Here is a 19,577-nt window from a genome sequence, read left to right on the forward strand (position 1 = left end):
CGGATCAGAACCGGGCTTGAACGGTCAGGTCAAAGTTCTGCTCGTTGTCGAACTCTTCTTTTTTCAGAGCTTTCGAGAAGTTGAACCGCAGCGGGCCGAAGGGCGTTTCCCACAGGACCGAGACGCCGATAACGTGACGGATCGACCCGTTGGCCCCGACGATGTTCGCCCCCGCCGTGTTCACGTTGTCGATGTTGTAGAGGTTCCCGACGTCATAGAACACACCGCCGCGCAGACCCAGTTCCTCTGGCAGGCCCAGCGGGAAATCCGACTCGAACCGGGCAACCCAGTAGTAGTTGCCGCCGATGGCGTCGTCCTGACCGTTGGACAGGTCGCGCGGGCCAAGACCTGCGGGCTCAAACCCGCGGAATGTGTTCGGCCCCAGAAGGAAGCGGTCAATTGTGCGGCTGAAATCGTTGCCTGTCCAATGCAAGGCACCCAGTTCCAGTGTCGCGCGCAATACCACTTCTTCGCTTAGGACGCGGGTCTGTGCGATACCGCGCGCGGTTGTTCTGAAGAACTCGTTGTCGCCACCCAGACCAGCCGCATCAACACCAACTTCGAACAGCACACCGGCATTCGGGTTCAGGCCGCCAAGACGGCTGTCATAGACATAAGACACACCGATTGAACTGGTCGTCCGCTTGCCCTGATCGATTTCCGAGGAAATGACAGCGCCGTTGATCTCATCATCCTGCTGCGTCATCTCACTGCGTTCCCAGCCGTACCGCAAGCGAAGCGAGGACAGCTCGCCAATCGCGTAGGTCAGCTGCGGGTTAAAGAACACGCGCTCGGTGTCATAGCTTGCAAAGCCCGAGTTGGTACCTGCCAGACCGAGGCCCAGATCGAAACGCAGTCGACGTCCCAACAGATAAGGTTCGGTAAAGTTGATGGTGTACTGCTCGGAATCCTGCGCCGTCGACAGGGTCAAACCCAGGTTCTGACCGCGACCGAGGAAGTTGGATTCGTTCAGGCCAATCGCGATCCCAAAACCATCCGAAGCCGAGAAGCTACCACCGAGGCTGAGCGATCCGGTCGGTTGCTCTTCGACATCCACATCCAGAATAACCTGACTGGGCGAGGACCCTTCGCGCGGCTCGACATTTGCAACGGCAAAAAAGCCCAATGCGTTGATGCGTTCTGCTGCTTGCCGGATCTCACGCGGGTTGAAGGGGTCGCCTTCGACCGTGTCGAACTGACGCCGGATTACACGGTCAAGCGTGGTGGTGTTGCCTTCAATATCGATCCGCTCAACAAAAATGCGCGGGCCTTTGCTGAGGACAAATTCGACATCCAGCGTCAGATCGCGTGGGTTGCGGGTCACCCGAGGTTCGACGCGAAGAAAATCGACACCTTGACGGATCCCCAGGCGTTCCTGCCGGGCAATCGAGTTCTCGATCAGCGTAGGGGAATAGGTCACGCCCGGTTTGATCTTCAGCGCTTCCTGATACGGGGCCGGATCGACGCCGGGAATTTCGCTGACAGTCGTGATCTTGCCGAACGAGAATTTCTGCCCCTCGGTCACATTCATTACGAGGAAGAAGGCATCACGCTCGCGGGTGAATTCCACATTTGCGCTGTTCACGCGGAAGTCGATATAGCCGCGCGACAGGTAGAAATCGCGGATAACCTGTTTGTCGAACTCGATCCGGTCACCGATGAAGGTGTCGCTGCGGAAGAAAGTACGCAGAAAGGTCGCCTGTTTGGTTTCCAGCACCCGACGCAGGCGGCGGTCCGAATAGGCCCGGTTGCCGACAAAGCTGACACGCTCGACCTCGATCGTTGTGCCTTCGGCGACTTCAAAGACCAGATCTACGCGATTGTCGCTGCGGCGGATGATGCGCGGAATTACGGTTGCGGCGACCCGGCCCTGGGCCGAATAGACCTCGGCAATCAGATCCGCGTCGGTTTCTGCGACCTGAGGAGTAAAGACACGCCGTGGCTGAGACGAAATCACTTCGAGCAGGACATCGTCTTTGACACGACGATTCCCTTCGATGCTGATCTGGTTGATCGTCGGGTATTCCTGAACCTCGATCAGCAGGGTTGTGCCGCGCGGGGTCAGTTCGACTGTTTCAAAAACACCACTGTCAAGCAAACGCTGGAAAGCGTCGTTCAACTGACCGGTTGTGACGGTTTGCCCCGGTTCGATCCCCGTTCTGGCGATGATCGTCCCCGTCTCGATGCGGCGGTTTCCTTCCACCTCGAACGAGTTGATGGTGAAACTTTGCGCCTGTGCCGTATTCGGCAAAGCCAGTAAGCTGGCGGCAACAAAAAGGAAAAGAAACGTCAGCGATTGCCACAAAATCTTGTTTGTAGACTTACGCCCCCCGCAGGATGTGCCCGCGCCTCGCCCGTCGGTCATTTTTTTCTCAACCCAGAATTTTAAGACTTTAATGCTGAGTAACGGGAATGGATGGGGTTGTCAAAAGGCCAAAAAGCGCATCCGGCATTTGATGGCCTTTAGGGCGTGAAAAGACGGTTGGTCAGAATCACAATCCCGCCAGATAGGCACCAGCGGCCAGTGCCAGAGCGGTGACGGCAAAACTCAGCAACACATCCCAGTTCAGCATGAACAGAAAGCTAAAACTCTGATAGGATTTGCGCAGTGCTTTGGTCATGATCGCCCCTCAACGTCGCGCAAACTTTACCGTCGGAATGCGGCAAGAATGCGGCTTTCCTGTGCGGCTTGCGCCACAATCAGCAAAACAGGTCGTTGGTCACCGAGAACAACATCAGGCTGAGAATAACCGTAATTCCAACGGTCATCAGAATCCGCAATGCCATGTCGCTGGGCGGTTTTCCGGTCACGGCCTCATAGGCGTAGAACAGCAGATGACCACCATCCAGAGCCGGGATCGGGAACAAGTTCAGCAACCCGACTGCGGTGGACAGAACGGCGATGAAGAAGATAAAGCTTTGCGCGCCTTGGCTGGCCATTGCGCCCGACGTCTCGGCGATGCCAATCGGGCCGGAGATGTTGCAGGTGCTGATCGCGCCGGTGATCATATGCCACATCCCCGACAGCGACCCTTCGATGATGCGGATCGTCTGATTGACGCCGCCAGTAAGCGAGTCAAACAGACCCGCAGGCTGGGTTGCAGGTTCCAGCATCATTCCACCGACGATCCCGATGCGCCAATGGGTCTGAAACCCGCCATCAGACTTCGGCTCATCCGTGCGGCGCGGGGCCAGTGCAAACTCAAGATCGGCCCCATCGCGCCAGACATTCAGCAACAGAACCCGACCATCCGAGCTTTCGACAAATTCCTTGAGCTGCTCGAACGCAAAGATCGGTTCACCATTTACCGAGGTGATGACATCCCCCTGCTCCAGCTGAATATCCATGGCCGCGCTGCGCGGTGCCACCTGACGGATCAGCGGCGGAAACAGCCACGGGGCTTCGACATCGATGGTCTGCCCATCGCGAATGACCGTGTAGTCCAGAACTGGCTCAACCGGCAGCGAGTCGGTGAACTCGCTCCAAGTGCTTTCCTCATCGAAATCCGGTGTTTGGATGCCTGCGATTGCGACGATCTCATCCCCGACCTGCAAACCCTGAACGGTGACCGGCAGGGGCTGCAACTCACCCACGGTCAAAGGCTCGCGCGAAACGCCCTGAGACCAGAAGATCAGCCCGAACACGATGATCGACATTGCAAAGTTGAACACAGGACCCGCCGCAACAGTGGCCGCCCGCGCCCAGAGCGGCGCGCCGTGCATCGTGCGACGCAGTTCTTCGGGGCTTTGTTCGGCGATCTCTTCCATCGCCTCTTCGTCCTTGCCCGACGCGGCGTTGGCATCGCCCAGAAACTTCACATAGCCGCCAAAGGGGAGCAAAGCGACCTGCCAGCGGGTGCCGCGCTTGTCCATGCGGCTCCACAGCACCGGGCCGAACCCGATCGAGAAGACCTCGGCATGAATGCCTGACCAGCGCCCGACGATGTAATGGCCATATTCGTGGACCGCGACAATGGCAGACAAGGCGATGACAAAGGCCACAATGGTCCAAAGCAAATTGCCAAATTGCGGGATCAGGGAAATTAGGTCCAAATGTCTATCCTGCTCGTTTGCTTACGGCTTCATCCGCCCATTGCCGTGCCAGATGGTCCGTTTGCTGTACGTTATCAAGAGTCAAAGCGGCATCAATAAGACTATGTCCCGCTTCGAATCTGTCCAGAACCATTGCGACAATATCCGCCATGCTGGGGAAATTGATTCGACCCGCGATAAAGTGATCCAGCGCTCGTTCCTTGGCCGCGTTGAACACAGCCCCCGACAAGCCCCCGCGCGCCATCACGTCCCGCGCCAGTTTCAGCGCCGGATAGCGGGTCAGATCGGGGTCCTGGAAGTTCAACTGCCCAATGGCCGGCAGATCCAGTCGCTGAACGGGCAAATCCTGACGCTTGGGCCAATGTAGCGCGAATCCAATGGCGTGACGCATATCCGGCGCGCCCAAATGGGCCATCACCGCACCGTCGCGAAACCCGACCAGCGCATGAACGATGGATTCGGGATGGACCAGAACCTCGATCTGATCCTGGGCGACGCCAAAGAACTCTTTCGTTTCGATGACCTCAAGCGCCTTGTTGAACATCGACGCGCTGTCGATGGTAATCCGCTGACCCATATCCCAGTTCGGGTGGCTCGAGGCCTGTTCGACCGTCGCCTTGGCCAGATCGTCCAGCGGCCAGTCCCGGAATGCGCCGCCGCTGGCGGTGATGATGATGCGCTCGACCGCATCAATCTCTTCCCCCACCAGTGCCTGAAACACGGCCGAATGCTCGCTGTCCACCGGTAGCAGGCGGGCATTGTGGGTCTTGGCTGTTTCCAGCACCAAAGGCCCGGCACAGACCAGCGTTTCCTTATTGGCCAGCGCCAGTGTCGCGCCTTGCTTTAGCGCTTCGACACCCGGCGCAAGACCGGCGGCTCCGACAATGGCAGACATGACCCAATCCGCCGGGCGCGCCGCCGCTTCGGTCAGTGCTTGAGATCCTGCGGCAGCTTCGACACCAGACCCCTGCAACGCATCGCGCAGGTCCGGCAGGCGATCCTCAAAGGCCGTGACGGCCAGATCGGCATTCAAGCGACGGGCGTCCAAGGCAAGCTGTTCGATATTCGCACCACCTGTCAGCGCGACAACGTCATAGGCCTGCGGATCCCGCGCGATCAGATCAATCGTGTTCTGACCGACAGAACCGGTCGCGCCAAAAATCGATACTTTGCGCATCACATTGCCCCGGGTGAATAAAGCAGGCCCGCCAGTAAGACAAACAGGGCCGCACCCATCATACCGTCAAACCGGTCCAGAAACCCGCCATGGCCCGGTATCAGGTTCGAGCTGTCCTTGACCCCGAACCTGCGCTTGACCGCGCTTTCCACGATGTCGCCCGCCTGACTGGCCATGGACGCAAAGACCGAAACCATTACGAACAGAACGCCAAACCCGCCATGGGCGGCAAACGCGACCCCGACAATAGCAGCAGCGACCCAACCGCCTGCCGTACCAGACCATGTCTTCTTGGGGCTGACCTTGGGCCAGAACTTCGGCCCGCCGATGGCCTTGCCGACGAAATAACCCGCGACATCGGTGGCGACCACAATGGCGATCAGCCAGATCATCCAGCCGAACCCCATATTCTCGCGGATCGAGATAAAGCCCAGCCCTGCCCCGGCAATCCAGATCACAAAGATTGCGTACAGCCCCTTAGAGCGGCTGACCTGCCCGGCCCCCACAAGCGCCGGGGCCAGCAAGATCGGCAGTTTGTAAAGCGGCGGCACATGATAACTCAGAACCACCGCGATGCCCGTCAGAATGCCCAGTTGAACCGCCACGCCCATGCGCTGCGGTTCGATCATCCGAACCAGCTCCCATGTCATGATGGCGCAAGCTATGGCGATGAACGCCTCGAACCACAGACCGCCCAGCCACACCTCGATCGAGCCGATGGCCACAAGCACAATGGCGGACAGAACCCGCGTGGTCAGATCAGACCATCGGCCTTCGCTCATGCCGGAACTGCCCCAAAGCGTCTCTCGCGCGAGCCGTAGTTGCGACACAGGCGTTCCAGTTCAGCGGCGGTGAAATCGGGCCACAAGGTGTCGATGAACTCATATTCGGAATAAGCGGATTGCCAGAGCAGAAAGTTGGAAATCCGTGCTTCACCACTGGTGCGGATCACCAGATCAGGGTCGGGAAGAACCCGGGTATCCAGATATTTCGGCAGGGTTTCTTCATCCACATCTTCAGGCTTCAACCGCCCCTCGGCGACATCACTGGCCAGACGTTTGGTGGCCCGCGCAACCTCATCCCGACCGCCGTAGTTCAGCGCCACCGTCAGATGGACAAGGTCATTATCCTTGGTCTCTTCCTCAAGGGAATCCATCAGATCGGTCAACTTGGAATCCAGCCGCACCCGATCCCCGATGAACCGCACGCGAATACCGTTATCCGCCAGCGTCTTGGTTTCCTTGAGGATATACCGACGAAACAAGCTCATCAGCCCGGCGACCTCGACCTGTGTCCGTTTCCAATTCTCGGTCGAAAAGGCAAAGATCGTCAGGTATTTGATCCCCAGTCCCGGGCAGGCCTCGACCACTTCGCGCACGCGCCGTGCGCCTGCATGGTGCCCAAACAGCCGGGGCCGACCGCGCGCCTGCGCCCAACGGCCATTGCCATCCATGATAATGGCCACATGGCGCGGACCAGCACAGGGCTCGGTGTGGGGATCTTTGGGCATGAGACCGGCTCAGACCTGCATGATTTCGGACTGCTTGGTCTCAAGCGCGGCATCGACGGCCTTGATCATCTCATCCGTCAGGTCCTGCACTTCGCTTTCCCAGAACTTCTGATCGTCCTCGGACATGCCGTCAGCCTTGGCTTTCTTGATCTGGTCCATCCCGTCGCGGCGCACATTCCGGATCGAAACCCGGGCGCTTTCGGCGTACTGCCCGGCGACCTTGCCCAACTCGCGGCGGCGTTCTTCGTTCAGCTCAGGGATCGGCAGCATGATGATCGTGCCGTTCAGCTGCGGATTGATCCCTAACCCGCTTTCGCGGATCGCCTTTTCCACCTTCCCGACCAATGACTTGTCCCAGACATTGACCGTCACCATCCGGGGTTCGGGTACGTTGACCGTTCCAACCTGATTGATCGGTGTCATCGAGCCATAGGCATCCACCATCACCGGCTCCAGCATCGAGGCCGAGGCCCGCCCGGTCCGCAACGAGGCAAATTCGGTTCTGAGGTTGGACATCGCGCCTTCCATGCGGCGCTTCAGGTCATCGGTGTCCAGTTCGAAGTCGTCAGACATGCTGCTCACTCCCCGTCTTCAGGTGCTGTTTGGATGGGTCTTACGCCATCGCACTTGGGATGTATAGCAATCATGATCAGGAATTGTGCCAATGACCAGAGTTGTTTCGGTCCTTTTTCGCCCGTTTTTGATCAGCCGGGACAGGCACGCCCCGGCTGCCATATCAGATCAGGCGTTCACGTCGACAACCACGCGCCCTTTGACCTGACCTTTGAGAATATCCGCACCCAGTCCGGGCAGATCGGACAGCGCGGCGGGATGCACCATCGCCTCCAGCTTATCCATCGGCAGGTCGGTCGCGATCCGCTGCCACGCGCGCACGCGGTTTTCATAGGGCTGCATCACGCTGTCGATGCCCAGCAGGTTCACACCGCGCAACAGGAAGGGAATCACTGTCGCAGGCAGCCCCGCGCCCCCGGCCAGACCTACGGCCGCGACCGAGCCGCCGTATTTCATCTGCCCCAGCACCCGCGCCAGCATCTCTCCGCCAACAGCATCCACACAACCCGCCCAGGTTTCGCTTTCCAGCGGGCGTTTGGTGGTCTCGTTCAACTCCTCACGCGGCACAATGGTCGTGGCCCCAAGCGACTTCAGATAATCCCCGGTCTCGGGCCGCCCGGTCACGGCGGCGACCTCGTAACCCAGGTTGCCCAGAATGGCGGTCGCCACGGACCCAACGCCGCCTGCGGCACCGGTGACCAGAACCGGACCTTTGTCCGGGGTCAGGCCATGATCTTCCAACGCCATGACAGCCAGCATGGCCGTGAAACCAGCAGTTCCCACCGCCATCGCCTGCCGCGCGCTCAGCCCGTCCGGCAAGGGAACCAGCCAATCCGCCAAAGCGTTGGCTTTCTGCGAATATCCGCCCCAATGCGCCTCGCCCACGCGCCAACCGGTCAATACCACCTTGTCGCCGGGCGCGTACCGATCGTCCGAGGACGCCTCGACCGTACCCGCATAATCGATGCCCGGCACATGTGGGTACGACCGCACCAACCCGCCCCCTTTGGGCGACATGCACAGACCGTCCTTATAGTTCACTGTCGAGTATTCGACGGCAACCGTCACCTCACCATGGGGCAGATCATCTGCTGAAAGCTGCTTGACCGAAGCGCTCGCCAGCCCGCTTTCTTCATCCTTGTCCATTACCAACGCATTGAACATTTGCAGTTCCTTTCGTTTCCAAAAAACCAGATCCGAGTCTTCATCTGGCTAAAAATATCCCGGGGGAGTCGCGCAGCGACGGGGGCAGAGCCCCCTTCCCCCTCTAAACCCAAAAATGCGCCTTCACCTGCGCGCGGCGCGTGCCATCCGGCGTTTCAACATCCAGTTCGGTCCCCGGTTCCCAATGGCTCAGGCGGATCATGCCTATGGAGACATTCGTTTCGAAATCGGGCGACCAAACAGACGAGGTCACCTGCCCCACCTGTTTCCCATCCACAAAAGCCGGCCAGGGTCGATCGCAGGGCGGCACCGGGTCGCCCTGAATCGCAATCGGACGGATTTGTTGCACCGGGCCTTCCTTGGCCACGCGCAACAAGGCATCGCGCCCGATGCAGCCAATGGCCGTGTGCGTGTTGCAGAACTTGCCCAGTCCGCATTCATGCGGCGTGTTGTCGTCCGTCATGTCATTGCCATAAGACAATAGGCCGCCCTCGATGCGTTCGATCAGGTTCGGACACCCGGCCCGCACCTGAAGGTCCTCGCCCGCCTTGAACAGCGCGTTCCAAAGCGGCATCCCGATATCGCCGCCCTCGACATAGATCTCGAACCCGCCCTGTTTTGAATAGCCTGATCGCGCAACAGCCAGATCGCGACCTTCGAACTCGAACATATCGAACTTGAAAAACCGGATATCTCGCACCCGATCCCCAAAGACACGCGCCATCAACTCATCGGCCTTGGGCCCCTGAACTGCCAAAGGCGAGACGTCAGGCTCGTCCACCAGCACGTCCAACCGATACCCATTTGCCAATCCTTTGACCCACAACAACAAATCACTGTCGGCAATGGAAATCCACCAACGGTCCTCGGACAGTTTCACCGCAACGGGATCGTTCAGCATCCCACCGGTTTCATCCACGATGGGCACGTAATAGCACTGCCCCGGAAGCATCCCGCGCAGGTCACGGGGCGTCAGCATCTGCATCAGCCGCGCCGCATCCGGGCCGCGCAGTTCTACCTGCCGCTCGCAGGATACGTCCCAGACCTGAACATGCTCTTTCAGATGGCGATAGTCGGCTTCGACACTTTCAAAAACCGTCGGCAACAACATGCGATTGTAAACCGTATAGCCTTTAACCCCCGCAGCCTCGACCCCGTCGGAAAAGGGCGTGCGCCGCAAGCGGCGAGACAAGGATATTTGCGGCATTCAGCCCTCCTGCGGCAGGAAAACCAGATCACTGACCGGGGCCTCAGACCCGGTCTCGGTCAGCATTTTGTGCAATTGACCACGATGATGCGTCTGGTGGTTGAAAAAATGCATGATGCATTGCGCGTAAGGCAATGTAATATCACCTTCTTTTGCCGCCGAATACCAGGTAAACGGGCCGGTGATCAGATCATCACCCAACGTGTTCGCCCAATCTGCAATCCGGGTATCCACGGTCTTACGCAGAGACAGCCAACTGGCCAGATCAGGGCACAGATAGACGCTTTCATGGATGCCGCCGCCTTTGCGATGGATGTTGCTTTCCGGGCCCGGCCCTTTGTCGAACCGGGACATCCAGATCCAGTCGCCCCACAGCAAATGGTTCGCCGTGCCCAGGATCGAGCCAAAAAACGCCCCGCGTTCGCGCGTTAGTTCCTCTGAGGTCAATGCTTGAAGGAACTCGGCCAACTGACTGTTTTGCCATTGATTATAGCGCGACATTTCACGCGCATAGGCTCCGGTAATCATCACTTTGGCCCATGCCAATCGATGGGGCAAATCTCGGCTGATTTGCCGCCGAAATCCCAGACGCGGCCATAATCGCGCACTTTGGACTTGGTGCCGCGTGCCACGATGATGTCCGGTCCCATCCAGTATTTCGAGTTCGAGACCATCACGGGATGCTCGGGATCCTTGCCCGCCAGCATCTCAATCTCACCCTGAACTTTGCGACCGATCACGATCCGGCGCTTGGTGCCGTCGCGCTCGATGACGACCGGAGCCCGCTCGGCCCCGATGATCTCACTCACCAGCATGGTGAACAGGCCGGTGGTGCCGCCCGCCTGACCGCTGAAAATCTGCAATAGCCCGTTATAGGCCTTGCCACTGGCACGTTCGTCCACATAGGCGGCGACTTTCCATTGCCCCTCGCCCATGCGGCCCGGAATGTCGACCAGCAGGCCGACGCACAGGCCGGAGAGGTCCTCACCCTCGTAATGCCCCTCATCAATGATGACACCCATCCACGCGTGGCAATGCCCCTCGGTCGGAGGGTGCGCACCCAGCGAGACAACGCAGGGACAAAACACATCGCACGAGCAGTTCAGGATCAGTTCGCCCTTGATGGCCCATTCCGTCGGGCTCATCTCGCGCCGTTTCGGGTTGGGCATACGGCTGTCGATCCGCTGACTTATGGGAAGTCTGTCCGCTTCGGGTTTTCTGTTTTTTGCCATCGGCTTATCCTCCGTATGCAAAGGGATAGATCAGCAGGACAAGACCGCCTGCAATCAACGCAAACCCCATGGGTCGGGTCACAACATGCCCGATCTGGGGAAGTTTTTCCAAAACCATGAACAGGGTGGCTAGACCCATCCACAAAAGGCTCATGACACCACCGACAAAGCCAAGTGCCATGAAGCCCCAGCAACAGCCCACGCAAAACGCGCCAAGGCCCAGCCCCATTTTCACGCCGCCTGTGAAACCGGTTTTCCAATGGCCCAGGAAATAGGTCATCGGCGCATGGCAGACGCCGTGGCAGACCTCTTTCACGCGGGTGAATTGGAAGGCACCGACGACGATCAGCAACCCTCCGGCCACCCAGTTGGACTTGGCGATGCCCAACATGTCAACGACCCCACCAAACAACAGAGCTAGTTGAACGCCGGTGATCAGCGCCGCGAAGCCCACCCAGACGATGAAGTAACCGGTCAGAACGCCCAGCCATCCGGCGCGCGTGCCGTTGGCGCTGCGGATCAGGTCGTCATAGCCGCGCAGGGTTGGCACCAGAGTCGGCAGCATCATCGCCGCCATCATGATCGCCCACATCCAGAACAGCGGACCAAACTCGGCCATGGGCATATACATGTCCATACGCGGATCCATCGCCGCCATGGCCTGTCCCATCGGACCCGGACGACCGATCCAATCCAGGTCCATGTCGCGGCTCATCGAGAACATGACCCACCAGGCCCACAGGATCAGCACATAGAACGCCAGCCACATCCCGCTGCGTAGCATTGCGCGACTCATGTGATCCCCTCCGACTCAACTCCCTTGCTTTTCAAATGTCAGACTTTTAAATGTCAGACAAATAAAATCGTAAAGCCGCGTGCAAAATGAAGATCAACCCACAGAAAACCGCAGACTTGTCCGCACAAATCGCGCAGGCCATTCGCGATGCGATCGTCTCGGGTGAGTTGATCGTGGATGAGCGTTTGCCGTCCGAGGCCGAACTGGCCGACCAATTTCAGGTCTCACGCCCAACGGTCCGTGAGGCGCTGAAACGTCTGGCGGCACAGTCCCTGATCCGCACCCAGCGCGGGGCAACCGGCGGGGCCTTTGTGAACCGCATCAGTTTTGAAGATGCGTATTCGCAGCAAATCACCACTTCGACCCTGTTGCTGTCGATGAACGCGGTGCGCTTCGATACGGCTTGCGAGGCGCGATACGCGCTGGAACGCGCCTGCGCCCCCTTGTCTGCGCAGCGTCGCACAGCAGATCAACTCGCCACCATGCGGGCCGAGATTTTCCGACAGGCGCAGCCCGGCTTGACGGATGAGGCGTTTTGCGCCTCGGACGTCTCCTTTCACCGGGCACTTGTGGACGGCGCGGGCAATCCGGTTCTGTCCTATCAACTGGCAGGCGCGGTCGAGGCGATGCAGCCCCTGATGAACATGATCACCTTCACCGCAAGGTCACGCGAAGAGATCATCTTGCTTCACACCAAGATCGCCGACGCCCTTGAAGCGCATGACGCCACAACGGTCGATGCCACCTTGGTCGAGCTGGAAGCTTACACCCGCCAACTGGCCCAGGACGTGGCCGAGCGCAAACGCAAACCCGCCTGATCCCGATCAGGCCCCAGGATTGACGCAGACGAACAGGCACAAGGAAGACAGAGCAGGCAGGATGTCACCCGGCGCCAAGACCGGAACTCTCAATACAAATTGAATATCAATTGCTTACGGGAGGACGTTATGAACACAAGACCGGACCCAACCTTTTATCCATCCGCCAAGCTGGCGATGGAGGGGCCCGCCGAGACGCTTGCTTTCACGCTGATGCTGAGCCCGGATTTTTCGCAACCCGACGGGCTGGCGGTTGTGAATGTCGATCCGACATCCGACGATTTCGGCAAGATCGTCCACAAGGTGATGATGCCGGAAAAAGGTGATGAGTTTCATCATTTTGGCTGGAACGCCTGTTCCTCGGCCTTGTCACCGCTGACCGGGCACGCCTTTCTGGAACGGCGCTATCTGATCATCCCGGGTATTCGGTCCAGCCGGATTTACGTGATCGACGTCAAGAACCCGCTTGAGGCCAAGATCCACAAGATCATCGAGCCCGAGGAAGTCTTTGCAAAGACAGGATATTCCCGCCCTCACACCATCCATTGCGGCCCCGAAGGCATCTATGTCAGCACGCTGGGTGGTGGCGGTGAAGATGGGACCGATGGCCCGCCGGGTATCTTCATCATGGATTGCCAAAGCTTTGAGATCATAGGGCGGTATGAGATCGAGCGTGGCGTGCAGGACAAGCACTATGATTTCTGGTGGAACCTGCCACGCGATTACATGGTCAGTTCTGAATGGGGACTTCCTCCGCAGTTCGAAAACGGCATCGTGGCCGAGGATTTGTTGTCGAACAAATACGGTCACAGCATCCACTTCTGGAACCTGCGCAACCGGACCAATATCCAGACCATCGATCTGGGTGAAAACCATCAGATGGCGTTGGAAATCCGCCCGGCCCATGATCCGGTCAAGCAATACGGGTTCTGCGGCGTGGTTGTGGACACCACCAACCTGCAAGGCGCGATTTTCACGTGGTGGCGCAATGAGGACGGCACGTTCGAGGCCAAAAAGACCATCACCATCGACCCGCATCCAGCCGACCCGGATGACCTGCCCGATCTGTTGAAGGGATTCTCGGCCGTTCCGCCGCTGGTCACTGATATCGACCTGAGCCTCGACGACAAGTATCTCTATGTCGCTTGCTGGGGTACGGGTGAGATGCATCAATACGATGTCTCGGACCCGATGAACCCGACACTGGCGGGCCAGGTTGAAATCGGTGGTATCGTCAAGAAAACCAAACATCCGAACGGACAGGATTTTGGCTACGGCCCGCAGATGGTCGAGATCAGCCGAGATGGTAAACGCGTTTACTGGACCAACTCACTTTATTCCACATGGGATGATCAGTTCTATCCCGGCGAACGCGGCGCGGCGATGGTCAAGGCCGATGTCGGCGAAAACGGTGGCCTGACGCTGGACCCGAACTTCTGGGTCGAATTCCCCGACGGCTACCGCAGCCACCAGATCCGGCTGGAGGGCGGAGACTGCTCGACCGACAGTTTCTGCTACCCTTCGGTCTGAGTTGGAGGTTCTGATGACATCAACGGCTGGCCTCTGGCTGGCCGTTGTCCTCAGCGGCGCTTATCACGGGTTGAACCCAGGGATGGGCTGGCCGCTGGCTGTTTCTTCGGCATTGATGGAGCAACGCCAATCCGCCCTGTGGCGCGCGCTGGCCGCCTTGGCAGGCGGACATTTTGTGGCGATGCTGGGTGTCCTGCTGCCCTTTGCCCTGATGGCCGTACTGGTTGACTACCAACGCGAGATTCGCATCGGGGCCGCACTGATCGTCATCGCGATGGGTCTCTATATCGCCCTCACCCAGCGCCACCCGCGATTCCTGTCGCGCGTCCCCCCAAGGAAACTGGCGCTTTGGTCCTTTCTGGTGGCGCTGGCGCATGGGGCCGCGCTGATGCTGGTTCCGATCTATCTGGGCCTGTGCGGCTTGGATGAATTGGATGCCGGGCATCAGGCAATCTCGCAGATCATGACAACGAATGGCCTGCTGGTTCTGGGCGTGGCGGCGCTGCATACCGCCGCAATGATCCTTGGCGGAGGTCTTCTGGCCTATGCCGTCTATCGCTGGCTGGGCCTGCAATTCCTGTCCCGCAGTTGGTTCAATCTTGAACTGATCTGGGCGCTCAGTCTGATTCTGGTTGGAGTTCTGGGGCTGTGGTCGGCGATTTAGTGCTTTTCTTCGGAAAACAACGGATTACCGTTGTCGACGGATAAGCAAGTTGGAAGAGGCCGAAATGGTAACAACCCTGAATGTAATCGTCGCTTTGCTGACCATCGGATTCGGCCTTTTCGGCTTTCTGGCCCCCGCCCACACCGCCAACGCGCTGGATCTGGCCCCGACCGACAGCACAATGGGCCTAAGTGAATTGCGCGCCTCGGTCGGAGGGTTGTTTGTTGTAACCGGCATTGCCGTGATCTGGCTGAACGCGCCGATGGCATACACAATGCTGGGCGTGGTCTACGCAGGGGCGGCGCTTGGGCGGTTCGTGTCGCTGGCGTTGGACAACCCGCCATTCGTCAAAGCAGCCACTTTTGGTGGAATCGAACTTGTGCTTGCCGTCTGGCTGATTGCAGCGAACTTCAACAAAACCACATAACACGCTGCTTTTGAACGTATTCGCATCCAAAAATCTGGATTTGCAACCCAGCGCCGCCTCACCTATATAGGGTATGTCCTTCGGGACTATGGACATAAACGCGCTCGTAATAAGCGGATCGGACCCGGGGGCGGTACCCGGCGGCTCCACCAACCATCCTTCGTTTGGGGATTTTGGGGCCGAAACAGGATCGACGAACGTCTAAAGGGGTTAGCTTTGTCTCGGCTGTCTGCCACCGTTACCGGCGAAAATAGTACAATTGCAAACGACAATCGTGCTCCGGTTGCAGTTGCTGCGTAAGCAGTAACAAGACCGAAATCTAAGCCCTTGCGCCTAGCCGCGTAAGGCGGGGTTCGCAGGTACCTGGCAACAGAAACCTGCATTTCCACAGCCTTATGTCTAAGTTTAATTCTTTTTCTGCGCAGATTTAGAGTTTGTTCATCCCTTTTGTCCACTGTCATCCCAGTCAGACAGGAGAGCCGGGATGAAACACACAGATATCCTAAAAGCATGGTACGCCGAGGTTTGGGAACAGGGAAACACCGAAGCGATCGATCAGTATTTTGCGCCCGATACGATGGCCGAGGGGTTGATCCCCGAAATGCAGGTGGGCGCCGACGATTTCCGCGATCTGGTCATGGCCTTCCGTCATATCCTTGGCGAGATCACCGTTGAGATGCCCAAAATCATCGAAAACGGCGATTGGGTTTCAGCCATTCTTCACGTCAAAACCTTCCGCGCCGATAACGGGGCACCGCTGGAGGTCACCGGGCAGGTCATGGCGCGATTCAAGGGCGACAAGATGGTCGAAGCCTACAATCAGTTCGATTTCGTCTCGCTTTTCGAACAGCTGGGCCAGTTTCCACAGGACACGCTGCCCGTTTGTATGACGGGGCAAAGGCTGGATTGGGCCTGATCCAAAGGCGGTGCAATCTTGACCCATGGGCGGCTTGCACGGTAGCTAGAGCCATGGGGTAAGATTGCGAACGCCCCGTGAGGCGTCAGCCCAAGTTTCGCATGTATCCGAGACTACAAGGAACATGCCATGGCATCGCCAAACTCCATTACCCCAAAGCAATTGTCGCGTCTGATCGGAACACCTCAGGCTCCGATGCTGGTGGATATTTGTCTGGACGAAGATTTTGCGGAGGATCCGTATTTAATCCCCGGTTCATTCCGGCACCCGGCCGCCGATATTGCGGGGCTTGTGCGGCTGGTCTCGGATCGCCGCAGCGTCATCATCTGTCAAAAGGGCAAGAAACTCAGCCAAAGTGTCGTTTCCTGGCTGCGCAGTGAAGGCTGCGCGGCTGAGTATCTGGATGGCGGCATGTATGGTTGGCGCGACCTGCCGGACAGCCTGCGCATTCCGGCCGCGTCTGTGCCGTCGCCGGTTAACGGGCAGACACTATGGGTCACGCGGCACCGTCCAAAGATTGACCGTATCGCCTGCCCCTGGCTGATCCGTCGCTTTGTCGACCCCAAGGCCAAATTTCCGTTCGTCGCGCCAGCCGAAGTGGAAAGCGTCGCAGAAAAATTCAACGCCACGCCCTTTGACATCGAAAACACATTCTGGAGCCACCGAGGCGACGCTTGCACATTTGATACGCTGCTGGACGAGCTGCGCCTGCGCTCTGAAGCGTTGGATCGGCTTGCAACCGTGGTGCGGGCTGCCGACACCAATCGCCACGACCTTGCCCCCGAGGCTGCCGGAATACTGGCCATCTCGGTCGGCCTGTCCCGACAATATCGTGACGATCACGAAAACCTTGAGGCCGGGATGCATCTCTATGATGCCTTGTACCGCTGGGCGCGCGACGGGTTTGAGGAAACCCACGGCTGGCCAACGGATCGCAAGTCATGACAACATCGCTCAAAGAACTGATGCAGGTGTTCGGCAGGATTGGCCTTCTGTCCTTCGGAGGCCCGGCCGCCCAGATTTCGCTGATGCATCACGAGTTGGTTGAACGTCGGCCCTGGCTGGATGAGCAAGCCTATCTGCGAGCCTTGTCCTTGTGCATGTTGCTGCCGGGCCCCGAAGCCATGCAACTGGCGACCTATGCGGGGTGGCGTCTGCGCGGCGTGACCGGCGGGTTGATTGCCGGAACGCTATTTGTGCTGCCCGGCGCGATTGTGATCGCGGCCTTGGTGATGCTTTACGCAGCATTTGGCACCCTGCCCCTGGTTCAGTCGGCCTTTCTTGGGATCAAGGCCACGGTCATCGTGATTGTCCTACAGGCTTTGCTCAAACTGTCCCGCAAGGCGCTGTCGGATGTGGAACACAGCATCCTCGCGGGTCTCGGGTTTCTGGGCATTTTCCTGTTCAACATTCCGTTCCCTTTGATCATCCTGACGGCTGCTCTTTGGGGGTATCTCAGTTTCAAGGGCGCGATTCCCGCACCCGAATCCACCGCTGCGCCGACCTTAGCAAAGCCGTTTCGTACGATAGCCATTTGGCTGCCCCTGTGGCTGGGGCCGCTGGTGCTGCTGACACTGTCGGGGCACCAACTGCTCAGCGATCTGGGCTGGTTCTTTGCCCGTCTGGCGGTTGTGACTTTTGGCGGCGCTTACGCGGTTCTGGCCTACATGACGCAGACGGTCGTCGACCAGTACAACTGGATCAGCACGGGCCAGATGATCGACGCGCTGGGCCTTGCCGAAACAACGCCGGGGCCGCTGATTCTGGTGACGCAGTTCGTTGCCATGCTGACCGGGCAGATAAACGGCGGTGTCACATTGGCCCTTGCAGCGGGTGCTGTGGCGCTATGGGCGACATTTGTTCCCTGTTTCCTTTGGATATTTCTGGCCGCCCCCTATCTGGACAGCCTTGCGACAAGGCCAAGGCTGACAGCCGCGCTGCACGGCATCACGGCGGCGGTTGTGGGCGTGATTCTCAACCTGTCCGTGTGGTTCGCCCTAAACGTTCTCTTTGATGTGGTCGGTCAGGCAAGCTGGGGGCCGCTGTCAACTCCTGTTCCGGACGTGTTATCCGCAAATTACGCCGCTTTGGCGCTGACATTTGCCGCAGGACTATTGATTTTCAAAGCAAAATTAGGGATGGCAACGGTATTGGCGCTGATGGCTCTGGCTGGCATGGCCATCCATCTATTCTGATCAATCCGGCCATACCTGCTCTTTCGTTTCCAGTTAAAACGCCTATGCTGGGGATAACCACTTTCGAGGATTACACATGTCGCAAGACATCGACTATGGAAACCTGATGCACACCGCCATGCGCGGTCTCATCAAAACGGTTCTGACCGGCGTTTCCGAAACCGGCCTGCCCGGCACCCATCATTTTTTCATCACCTTCGACACCCGTGAACCCGGCGTGCAGATCGCGGATTGGCTGCGCGAGCGGTATCCGGAAGAGATGACGATTGTCATGCAGCACTGGTTCGAAAACCTTGAGGTTGGCGAGACCGGCTTTGCCATCACGCTGAACTTCGGTGACGCGCCCGAGCCGCTGTATATCCCCTATACCTCCATCAAAACCTTCGTGGACCCGTCCGTCGAGTTTGGCCTGCGGTTCGAAAGCCCCGAGGACGAGCTGGAAGAAGACAATTTCATCGAAGAATCGATTGAGGTTGAAGAGCCCGAGGAACACCACGACGCAGACGTCGTCTCGTTGGACAGCTTCCGCAAATAGGCCCTGAAACCCCGCGACCCACGCGGGGTTTATTGTTTCTTCAGAAACGTTTCGACCGAGCGGGACTTTTCGCCGTTGATAAAGCGCGAGAAGGACAGGTTCAGGCCACCCTCGGCCAGAGTGCGGTCGAACTGCTGCAATTCATATCCGCCGGTCTCATCGATAAACAGTGAAAACACGGTCATCGTGTCCCCGTCGATGCGGCCCCAGACAAAGGGTTCGCCTTTCATGGGGTCCAACGGAACCTCATGACCAAAGACATTGCGCTTCATCGCGGCGGCGAACACGTCGGGCCGGTCAGACGGTTGGAAATCGATTGAAAACGCCTGTTCCTTGACGCGCCCGTCCAGCTTGTAGGTCGTTGTTTTCCAACTGACATTAAAGCCGTTTTTGGTTTCGTGAATCGAAACGCTCATGTCTCGGGGCGTGCTTGTTCCGTCCGCGTCCACCACATTTGCCGAACCGATATAATCTCCGACAAACGGCGTTACGTCGGCGGCGCGGGCCGACACGCTTAGGACTGCGATCCACAAGGTCGCGGCCAAAGCCACCGCGATGGCTTTGATTGGCGATATCCGTTCAGATTCGGGCATTTAAACCTCCTCGACCGCAGCCACCTTATTCTAAACATGCGCGCGGTGCGCACAATGGCACAATCCTGTGCGGTGCAAATTAAAATGTTGCCATCCGGCGGCTATACCTTTCGGGACCGTATGTCTAAGGTGCGCGCAACTGGCCGATTGCGTCACAGCGTTGTGGCCGCTAAACGGCATACGACTG

The 19,577-nt window shown here is 58.4% G+C and carries 21 protein-coding genes and 1 other RNA gene; 9 read left to right on the plus strand and 13 right to left on the minus strand.

Annotated features, from left to right (window positions below; translation table 11 throughout):
- Nucleotides 1-4: 4 nt before the first annotated feature.
- From bamA to ACR0E6_RS04680, 12 genes are all read right to left on the minus strand, one after another.
- Nucleotides 5-2,365, minus strand: a complete 2,361-nt coding sequence (gene bamA, locus ACR0E6_RS04625) for an outer membrane protein assembly factor BamA (protein ID WP_170450791.1) — start codon at nt 2,363-2,365, stop codon at nt 5-7.
- Between the two features lie 127 nt (nt 2,366-2,492).
- Nucleotides 2,493-2,621 carry a hypothetical protein gene (locus tag ACR0E6_RS04630; protein WP_480581253.1) on the minus strand — a complete coding sequence of 43 codons (129 nt, stop codon included), beginning with the start codon at nt 2,619-2,621 and terminating at the stop codon, nt 2,493-2,495.
- Nucleotides 2,622-2,700: 79 nt separating this feature from the next.
- The gene (gene rseP, locus ACR0E6_RS04635; RefSeq protein WP_480581256.1) at nt 2,701-4,053 is read right to left on the minus strand and encodes an RIP metalloprotease RseP; all 1,353 of its coding nucleotides are present in this window, start codon (nt 4,051-4,053) and stop codon (nt 2,701-2,703) included.
- A 4-nt stretch (nt 4,054-4,057) separates the two neighbouring features.
- Complete coding sequence (gene dxr / locus ACR0E6_RS04640) at nt 4,058-5,230, minus strand: 1-deoxy-D-xylulose-5-phosphate reductoisomerase (RefSeq protein WP_480581259.1); 1,173 nt, start codon at nt 5,228-5,230, stop codon at nt 4,058-4,060.
- Nucleotides 5,230-6,012 (minus strand): phosphatidate cytidylyltransferase, encoded by a 783-nt coding sequence (locus ACR0E6_RS04645; RefSeq protein WP_480581262.1) that lies wholly within the window; start codon nt 6,010-6,012, stop codon nt 5,230-5,232. Before ACR0E6_RS04645 ends, dxr begins: the two co-directional genes overlap by 1 nt.
- Nucleotides 6,009-6,740 carry an isoprenyl transferase gene (locus ACR0E6_RS04650; protein ID WP_170450798.1) on the minus strand — a complete coding sequence of 244 codons (732 nt, stop codon included), beginning with the start codon at nt 6,738-6,740 and terminating at the stop codon, nt 6,009-6,011. The genes ACR0E6_RS04645 and ACR0E6_RS04650 overlap by 4 nt, the downstream gene beginning before the upstream one ends.
- Before the next feature lie 9 nt (nt 6,741-6,749).
- A complete protein-coding gene (gene frr / locus ACR0E6_RS04655) occupies nt 6,750-7,313 on the minus strand; it encodes a ribosome recycling factor (protein ID WP_170450800.1) in 564 nt (187 codons plus the stop codon).
- A gap of 168 nt (nt 7,314-7,481) precedes the next feature.
- Entirely contained in the window at nt 7,482-8,477 is a 996-nt protein-coding gene (gene acuI, locus ACR0E6_RS04660; RefSeq protein WP_480581264.1) for an acryloyl-CoA reductase, read from the minus strand.
- A gap of 103 nt (nt 8,478-8,580) precedes the next feature.
- Nucleotides 8,581-9,684, minus strand: a complete 1,104-nt coding sequence (locus tag ACR0E6_RS04665) for a dimethylsulfoniopropionate demethylase (RefSeq protein WP_170450804.1) — start codon at nt 9,682-9,684, stop codon at nt 8,581-8,583.
- Nucleotides 9,685-10,212: a DinB family protein gene (locus ACR0E6_RS04670; protein ID WP_480582215.1), complete on the minus strand. Its 528-nt coding sequence runs from the start codon at nt 10,210-10,212 to the stop codon at nt 9,685-9,687. It lies immediately after the preceding gene.
- A complete protein-coding gene (locus ACR0E6_RS04675; protein ID WP_480581266.1) occupies nt 10,212-10,916 on the minus strand; it encodes a DUF1326 domain-containing protein in 705 nt (234 codons plus the stop codon). The genes ACR0E6_RS04670 and ACR0E6_RS04675 overlap by 1 nt, the downstream gene beginning before the upstream one ends.
- Before the next feature lie 4 nt (nt 10,917-10,920).
- Complete coding sequence (locus tag ACR0E6_RS04680; RefSeq protein ID WP_480581269.1) at nt 10,921-11,712, minus strand: DUF2182 domain-containing protein; 792 nt, start codon at nt 11,710-11,712, stop codon at nt 10,921-10,923.
- An 86-nt stretch (nt 11,713-11,798) separates the two neighbouring features.
- Here ACR0E6_RS04680 and ACR0E6_RS04685 point away from each other — a divergent pair, with 86 nt between their 5' ends.
- From ACR0E6_RS04685 to ACR0E6_RS04725, 9 genes are all read left to right on the plus strand, one after another.
- A complete protein-coding gene (locus ACR0E6_RS04685; protein ID WP_480581272.1) occupies nt 11,799-12,530 on the plus strand; it encodes a FadR/GntR family transcriptional regulator in 732 nt (243 codons plus the stop codon).
- Between the two features lie 129 nt (nt 12,531-12,659).
- Nucleotides 12,660-14,060, plus strand: a complete 1,401-nt coding sequence (locus ACR0E6_RS04690; protein WP_480581275.1) for a selenium-binding protein SBP56-related protein — start codon at nt 12,660-12,662, stop codon at nt 14,058-14,060.
- A 13-nt stretch (nt 14,061-14,073) separates the two neighbouring features.
- Complete coding sequence (locus ACR0E6_RS04695) at nt 14,074-14,724, plus strand: hypothetical protein (protein WP_170518472.1); 651 nt, start codon at nt 14,074-14,076, stop codon at nt 14,722-14,724.
- A gap of 64 nt (nt 14,725-14,788) precedes the next feature.
- On the plus strand, nt 14,789-15,151 hold the full coding sequence (locus ACR0E6_RS04700) for a DUF4345 family protein (protein WP_170518469.1): 363 nt from the start codon (nt 14,789-14,791) through the stop codon (nt 15,149-15,151).
- Between the two features lie 36 nt (nt 15,152-15,187).
- Nucleotides 15,188-15,535: a transfer-messenger RNA gene (gene ssrA / locus ACR0E6_RS04705) on the plus strand.
- A gap of 100 nt (nt 15,536-15,635) precedes the next feature.
- Complete coding sequence (locus ACR0E6_RS04710) at nt 15,636-16,067, plus strand: ester cyclase (RefSeq protein ID WP_170450821.1); 432 nt, start codon at nt 15,636-15,638, stop codon at nt 16,065-16,067.
- Nucleotides 16,068-16,196: 129 nt separating this feature from the next.
- Nucleotides 16,197-17,012: a chromate resistance protein ChrB domain-containing protein gene (locus ACR0E6_RS04715; RefSeq protein ID WP_480581279.1), complete on the plus strand. Its 816-nt coding sequence runs from the start codon at nt 16,197-16,199 to the stop codon at nt 17,010-17,012.
- Complete coding sequence (gene chrA, locus ACR0E6_RS04720) at nt 17,009-18,262, plus strand: chromate efflux transporter (protein ID WP_480581282.1); 1,254 nt, start codon at nt 17,009-17,011, stop codon at nt 18,260-18,262. Before ACR0E6_RS04715 ends, chrA begins: the two co-directional genes overlap by 4 nt.
- A 76-nt stretch (nt 18,263-18,338) precedes the next feature.
- Complete coding sequence (locus ACR0E6_RS04725) at nt 18,339-18,797, plus strand: ClpXP protease specificity-enhancing factor SspB (RefSeq protein ID WP_170450827.1); 459 nt, start codon at nt 18,339-18,341, stop codon at nt 18,795-18,797.
- Between the two features lie 29 nt (nt 18,798-18,826).
- On the opposite strand, the gene ACR0E6_RS04730 is transcribed toward ACR0E6_RS04725, so the two are convergent.
- Entirely contained in the window at nt 18,827-19,390 is a 564-nt protein-coding gene (locus ACR0E6_RS04730; protein ID WP_170450829.1) for a hypothetical protein, read from the minus strand.
- Nucleotides 19,391-19,577: the final 187 nt, after the last annotated feature.

The organism is Ruegeria sp. AP12 (assembly GCF_056540025.1).